Here is a 6,335-nt window from a genome sequence, read left to right as displayed (position 1 = left end):
GCGGCCTCAAGAAGGAGTAACATCGGGGCTTGCAGCGACGGACCTCAGGACACTCTTACACCACGTCTGCGCGCGCCACCAACTGCGACCCGTTTTGGACGCAAATTCTGGGACGCAGTTTCCGCGACGTCCAGTCAACCTATGCCCTCGCAACGCCCGCGCATAAAAAACGAGGGAAGGCACGCGTCCTTCCCTCGTTACAGGCAATATGTAGCCGTTTGCCTACATCAGGCGCAGGCTGACGTCCTTGAGCTGGGCGCCGGAAACGGCACTCGGAGCGCCCGACATAAGGTCGGAGCCGCTGGCCGTCTTAGGGAACGCCATGACGTCGCGGATGGAGTCGGAACCGGTGAGCAGCATGCACACGCGGTCCAGGCCCAGAGCGAAACCGCCCATCGGGGGCGCACCAAACTTGAGGGCCTCCATGAGGAAGCCAAACTGAGACTCGGCGCGCTCCTCGGTAAAGCCCAGGAGCTTGAGCATGGACATCTGCATCTCGGCGTTGTGGATACGCATACCGCCGCCGCCGGCCTCAAAGCCGTCCATGACAAAGTCGTAGGTGCAAGAACCGGCAGCCAACGGGTCGGCCTCGATCTTGGCGATGTCGGTCTCGGTCGGCAGGGTAAAGGGCTGATGCTCGGCAGCGTAAGCCTTACGGTCCTCATCCCAGTGGAACAGCGGGAAGTTGACGACCCACAGGAAGTCGTGGCCCTCGCGCCTGATCTCGAGTGCGTTGGCCATGTGAGAACGCATGCCGCCCAGGATCTCGTCGGAGAGCAGACGCGGGCCGGCGGCGAACATCACAAGGTCGCCGGGCTCGACGTCCATGCGCTCGCGCAGAGCCGCCATCTCCTCGTCCGAGAAGAACTTGACGATGGGGCTGTTGATGGAGCCGTCCTCGCGGAAGGCGATCCAGGCCAGACCCTTGGCGCCAAACGTGGAGGCCACGCCGGCGAGCTTATCGATCTTGGCACGTGCCCAGGCACCGGCGCCCTTGGCGTTGATGGCCTTGACGACAGAGCCTTCCTCGTTTGCGGCAGTCGCAAAGACCTTGAACTTGGAGTTGGCAAAGATGTCGGTCAGGTCGACCAGGTGCATGCCATAGCGAGTATCGGGCTTGTCGGAGCCATAGGTGTCCATGGCCTCCCAGTAGTCCATGCGACGCAGCGGCGTGGGCATCTCGACACCCATGCGGCCGAAGGCATCGGACAGGACCTCCTCGAGTGCACTCATGACGTCGTTCTGGTCCACAAAGGACATCTCGATATCGACCTGGGTGAACTCGGGCTGACGGTCGGCACGCAGGTCCTCGTCGCGGAAGCACTTGGCAACCTGGTAGTAGCGCTCGACGCCACCGACCATGAGCAGCTGCTTCAGGAGCTGCGGGGACTGCGGCAGGGCGTAGAAGTTGCCCGGCTGAATACGGCTGGGAACGATGAAGTCGCGGGCACCCTCGGGCGTGGACTTAAACAGGGAGGGCGTCTCGACCTCCATGAACTCACGGTTGTGCAGCGCCTCGCGAATGGCAAAGGTGAAGTCGGAGCGCAGCTTGAGGTTGGCCATCATCTCGGGACGGCGGAGGTCCAGATAGCGATAGCGCAGGCGGGTGTCCTCGCTGGTCTCGATGCCGTCCTCGATCTGGAACGGCGGGGTGACGGACGTGTTGAGCACCTCGGCGTGGTCGGTCAGGACCTCGATCTCGCCGGTCGCGAGCTTGGTGTTGGTGGTCTCCTCGCCACGGGCGCGCACGACGCCGTGGATCTTGATGGGCCACTCGGGACGCATGGTCTCGGCGATCTTAAAGGCATCGCCATCGGAGTGCTCGGGGTCGAAGGTGAGCTGCGTGATGCCCTCGCGGTCGCGAAGGTCGCAGAAAATAAGGCCGCCGTGGTCGCGGCGACGGCTCACCCAACCGGTGAGGGTGACCTCTTCGCCCACGTTCTCGAAGCGAAGCTCGCCGCAGGTACGGGTGTGCATGGAATGCTCATCGATGGGACGGGTCTGGCTCATACCAGTGATCCTCCTTTATGGATCTGTGCCGCCCCGTGTCGTTCCGGGCGGCGTCGTACAGATTTGCCCAGCCTGCGTAAACCGCGCAGCCGAACATGGCGTTCTATCTTATCGCACCCGCGTCGATGTACCGCGAAAAAGTAACTCTTGCCCAAAGACTTGACGGAGACGAAACAATTGACGCAGCCCGGCCTTCGCCAAGGCACGCCCCGTGCGACAATGTGCCCCAATACAACTGCACTCGGAAAGGCCCGTCATGACTGCACGCCTCATCGTTATGGATATCGATTCCACGCTCATCAACCAGGAGGTCATCGACCTGTTGGGCGAGGAGGCCGGCGTGGGCGAGGAGGTTGCGCGGATCACCGAACGCGCCATGCGCGGCGAGCTCGGCTTTAAGCAGGCTCTCGAGGAGCGCGTGGGGCTGCTTGCCGGCTTGGACGAGAGTGTGTTCGAGCGCACCTTTGCGCGTGTGACGTTTACCCCCGGCGCGCTGGAGCTTGTGCGCTCGGCGCACAGCAAGGGTTGGAAGGTCGGCGTGGTAAGCGGCGGCTTCCACGAGGTCGCCGATAAGATCGTAGCCGCCGCGGGCATCGATTTTTGCCTGGCCAACCGCCTGGAGGTCGTGGACGGTAAGCTCACCGGCAAGCTGGCGGCAGACATTGTGACCAAGGAGTCCAAGCTTATCCAGCTGCTGGATTGGGCAGTTGAGTGCGGCGTCAACATGGCCCACACGGTCGCTATTGGCGACGGAGCAAACGACATCCCCATGATTCAGGCCGCGGGCACGGGCATCGCGTTTTGTGCCAAGCCCAAGACGCGCGAAGCCGCCCCGTTTGCCATCGACGAGCGCAACCTGATGCTCGCCATGGACATCATCCTGCGCGACTAGTCGATCCGTCTAACAATTGAATCAGTCTGTCCTATAGTTTCCGAACAATTTTGTCTTAGTGTTCGGAAACGTACCCTTTGAGTGCTAGACTTTGCGCCGTCGAAGGGAACATATATGGATAAGCAAGATCTTGAGCAATTGCTGAGCGATGTTGCCGGCGGAGCAGTCACCCCTGCCGATGCCCTTACGCGCATCCAGACGGCTCCGACCGCCGATTTGGGCTTTGCGCAGCTCGATCTTTCGCGCGGAGTGCGCCAGGGAGCCGGCGAGGTTGTCTACGGTGCCGGTAAAACCGCCGAGCAGATTGCCGCCATTATCGAAGCACTGCGCGATGCCGGCCAGGAGCGCATCCTGGTCACGCGCCTGGATGCCGAAAAAGCCGCGCGCACCGCTGAGCTTCTCGGCAACGGCATTGACCTGGGATATGTCCCGAACGCACAGCTCGCCCTCGTGGGCGGCAAGCCCTCCCCTACCGGCAACGGACGCATCGTCGTCGCCTGCGCCGGCACGAGCGACTTGCCCGTCGCCGAAGAGGCCGCATTGACGGCCGAGTTCTATGGCAACGAGGTCGACCGCCTCTACGACGTAGGTGTCGCCGGCCTGCACCGCCTGCTCGCACATGCCGAGGAACTTGCCCAGGCGCAGGTGGTCATCGCCATCGCCGGCATGGAAGGCGCCCTGGCGAGCGTTATCGGCGGTCTGGTGAGCTGTCCGGTCATTGCCGTTCCCACCAGCGTGGGCTACGGCGCGAGCTTTGGTGGCGTAGCCGCGCTGCTCGCCATGCTCAACTCCTGCGCCAGCGGCGTTTCGGTCGTCAATATCGACAACGGCTTTGGCGCCGCCTACCAGGCAAGTCTTATCAATCATCTGAGCGCCGGCACACCTCGCGCCCGTTAAGGAGCATTTTATGTCCAACCATCAGCACACGCTTATCATCGACGGCACCTCGGGCATCAGCGGCGACATGACCGTCGCGGCCCTGCTCGACCTGGGCGCCAGCGAGGAGCACCTGCGCGAACAGCTCGCCACGCTGCCGGTCGACGGCTTTGAGATTGCCGTCACGCGTGCAAACAAGCATGGCATCGACGCCTGCGATTTCGACGTCCAGCTTGCAGAGGAGCTCGAGAACCACGATCACGATATGGCCTGGCTCTACGGCAACGAAGCAGCTGCCGAACACACGCACGAGCTTGAGCACCACCATCATGAGCACGACGAGCACAGTCACTGTCACGAACATGATCATGAGGCCCACGGCCATGACCACGAGGGCCATCATCACGCCCACCACCATCACCACCGTTCTTTGGCGGACGTCACTGCTATCATCGACGGCTCGCAGCTAAGCGATGGCGCCAAGCGTCGTGCGCTCGCCATCTTTACCGCGCTCGCCGCCGCCGAGGCAAAGGCCCACGGCAAAACGCCCGAGACCGTCATGTTCCACGAGGTGGGCGCCGTCGACTCCATCGTTGACATCTGCTCGGTCGCCATCTGCCTCGATGACCTGGGCATCGAGGATATTGTCGTCGAGTCGCTCTCCGAGGGCCACGGCACCATCCACTGCGCCCACGGCCTTATGCCCATTCCCGTCCCCGCTGTCGTCAACCTGTGCCAGGCGGGCAATATCGCCCTCACGCCCGCACCGGTCGCCGGCGAGCTCGTGACGCCCACGGGCGCCGCCATCGTTACCGCGCTGCACACGTCCGAACACCTGCCGGCACGCTACCACATCGAAGCCGTCGGCTACGGCGCCGGCAAGCGCCCCTACGAGGGTTGCTCCGGCACGCTCCGTTGTCTACTCGTTCACGTGGATGCATAGCCATGGATGCCCGCAAAGAAAAAAGCCGCGCTGCCATCGTTGCAGCGTTCTCCGAGCTGCTACGCGAAGAGGATTACGGCAAGATTACCGTCGGCGACATCATCGCTCGTGCCCATGTTGGTCGGGCCACATTCTACGGCCTCTTTAAGAGCAAAGACGACCTACTGTCCGAGGGCGTGAGCGACATCTGCACCCACGCCCTCGACGACGATGGCACACCGCTCGACGACCCACTCGTGCAGGTCGAGCATATCCTCAACAACCTCTGGGAGCGCCGCCAAGGCGTTCGAGCCCTCGTAGCCGGAGCCGGCTCGCGCGTCTTCGCCGACTGTCTCCGCAAGACCATCATGTCACGAGCAGCCGAAACCGTCCCCGTCGACCCCGCAGGCCCCGCCGGAACCATGGACCGAAGCTTCCTACTACACCACATAGCCTCAAGCTTCGTAGGAATGGTCCAATGGTGGGCCTGGCACAACTTCCAAGCAGATAAGGCCGAAGTAGCCAAAGACTACCTATCAGCCATTAAGCCTCTCTTCAACTGAGTAAACCCCTCATCCCAAAGTTCCGACCTCATCTCAAAGCGCCGCCCCAACCCAAAGCACAATCCATCCCAAAGTGTCGACAGAAGCCCAACGCCCCTACCAGCAACAAGCCCCTCCCATCCAAATTCAGATATATATTGGGTTGCTTGTGCGAACGCAACAAAGACCCCGCAGCCGTCCGCATGGGGTAACTTCCCAGCGCACTCCGCAGGACGCAAAAAGGCTCGCCGCACAAAGTGCGCAGCGAGCCTTTTTGCATGTCCGAGGACGCGCTGGGAAGTTACCCCATGCGGACGGCGGACAACTATGTAGCCTCAGACTAGAACATGCCCAAGAAACCATGCACAAACAGCGCGGCCAGAGCAGCACCGATAAACGGAGCGATGCCAGGAACGAGCAGGCCGTACTTCCAGTTGTTGTCAGCCTTGTTCTTGATCGGCAGCACCTGATAGGCCATGCGAGGACCAAGGTCACGAGCCTGGTTCATGGCGAATCCGGTGATGCCGCCCATGCCCATGCCAACAGCCCAAACGATCAGACCGACGCAGATAGCGAGCATCAAAACGTTCTCACCAGCACGGCTAGCAGCGGCGAGAATAGCGCTGATGAACACAAAGGTGCAGATAGCCTCGCAGAAGAAGTTGCGGGCATAGTTCGTACCCTCGGTGGTGGGGTTGGTCGAGAAGATATTGCGCTGGGCAATGGGGTCGACGACGCCATCTGAAGCCTTGAACTCATCGGCATACATGAGCCATGCGATGCAGGCGCCCACGAAGCCACCAAGCATATCGGCAAGCATGAAGGGGATGCAGCTGCTCCACGGCACCAGACCGACGATGCACTGGGCAAGCACCATAGCCGGGTTCATGCACACGGCGCCGCCAAAGACAAACAGGCAGACCGAGATGCCAAAAGACCAGGTGGTGATGGCAAACATGTGGCCGGAGCCCTGATACTTAGTGCCCTTAAGCACGGTATCGCAGTGCACGCCCACGCCAAAGATGATCATGAGGGCCGTTGCGCCGAATTCGCAGAGGAGTTTGGTAAGCATAAAACCTTATCTTTCTTGTCG

The 6,335-nt window shown here is 61.6% G+C and carries 6 protein-coding genes; 4 read left to right on the top strand and 2 right to left on the bottom strand.

Translation table 11 applies throughout. The annotated features are described in order from the left end of the window. Positions 1-222: 222 nt before the first annotated feature. Positions 223-2,010: an aspartate--tRNA ligase gene (gene aspS / locus GPK42_RS09525; RefSeq protein ID WP_215694923.1), complete on the bottom strand. Its 1,788-nt coding sequence runs from the start codon at positions 2,008-2,010 to the stop codon at positions 223-225. 256 nt (positions 2,011-2,266) lie between these two features. On the opposite strand from aspS, the gene serB reads away from it, so the two are divergent. From serB to GPK42_RS09505, 4 genes are all read left to right on the top strand, one after another. Further along, positions 2,267-2,902: a phosphoserine phosphatase SerB gene (serB, locus tag GPK42_RS09520; protein WP_215694922.1), complete on the top strand. Its 636-nt coding sequence runs from the start codon at positions 2,267-2,269 to the stop codon at positions 2,900-2,902. Positions 2,903-3,016: 114 nt separating this feature from the next. Continuing rightward, positions 3,017-3,799 carry a nickel pincer cofactor biosynthesis protein LarB gene (gene larB, locus GPK42_RS09515; RefSeq protein WP_215694921.1) on the top strand — a complete coding sequence of 261 codons (783 nt, stop codon included), beginning with the start codon at positions 3,017-3,019 and terminating at the stop codon, positions 3,797-3,799. Positions 3,800-3,809: 10 nt separating this feature from the next. Beyond that, a complete protein-coding gene (gene larC / locus GPK42_RS09510; protein ID WP_215694920.1) occupies positions 3,810-4,721 on the top strand; it encodes a nickel pincer cofactor biosynthesis protein LarC in 912 nt (303 codons plus the stop codon). A gap of 2 nt (positions 4,722-4,723) precedes the next feature. Next, complete coding sequence (locus tag GPK42_RS09505) at positions 4,724-5,263, top strand: TetR/AcrR family transcriptional regulator (RefSeq protein ID WP_215694919.1); 540 nt, start codon at positions 4,724-4,726, stop codon at positions 5,261-5,263. Between the two features lie 319 nt (positions 5,264-5,582). On the opposite strand, the gene larD is transcribed toward GPK42_RS09505, so the two are convergent. After that, on the bottom strand, positions 5,583-6,314 hold the full coding sequence (gene larD, locus GPK42_RS09500; RefSeq protein ID WP_215694918.1) for a D/L-lactic acid transporter LarD: 732 nt from the start codon (positions 6,312-6,314) through the stop codon (positions 5,583-5,585). Positions 6,315-6,335: the final 21 nt, after the last annotated feature.

It is taken from the genome of Collinsella aerofaciens (assembly GCF_018785265.1).
Lineage (GTDB): Bacteria > Actinomycetota > Coriobacteriia > Coriobacteriales > Coriobacteriaceae > Collinsella > Collinsella aerofaciens_AI.
Note: the sequence above shows the minus strand (reverse complement) of the source record. Positions and strands in the feature narration are given on the sequence as shown.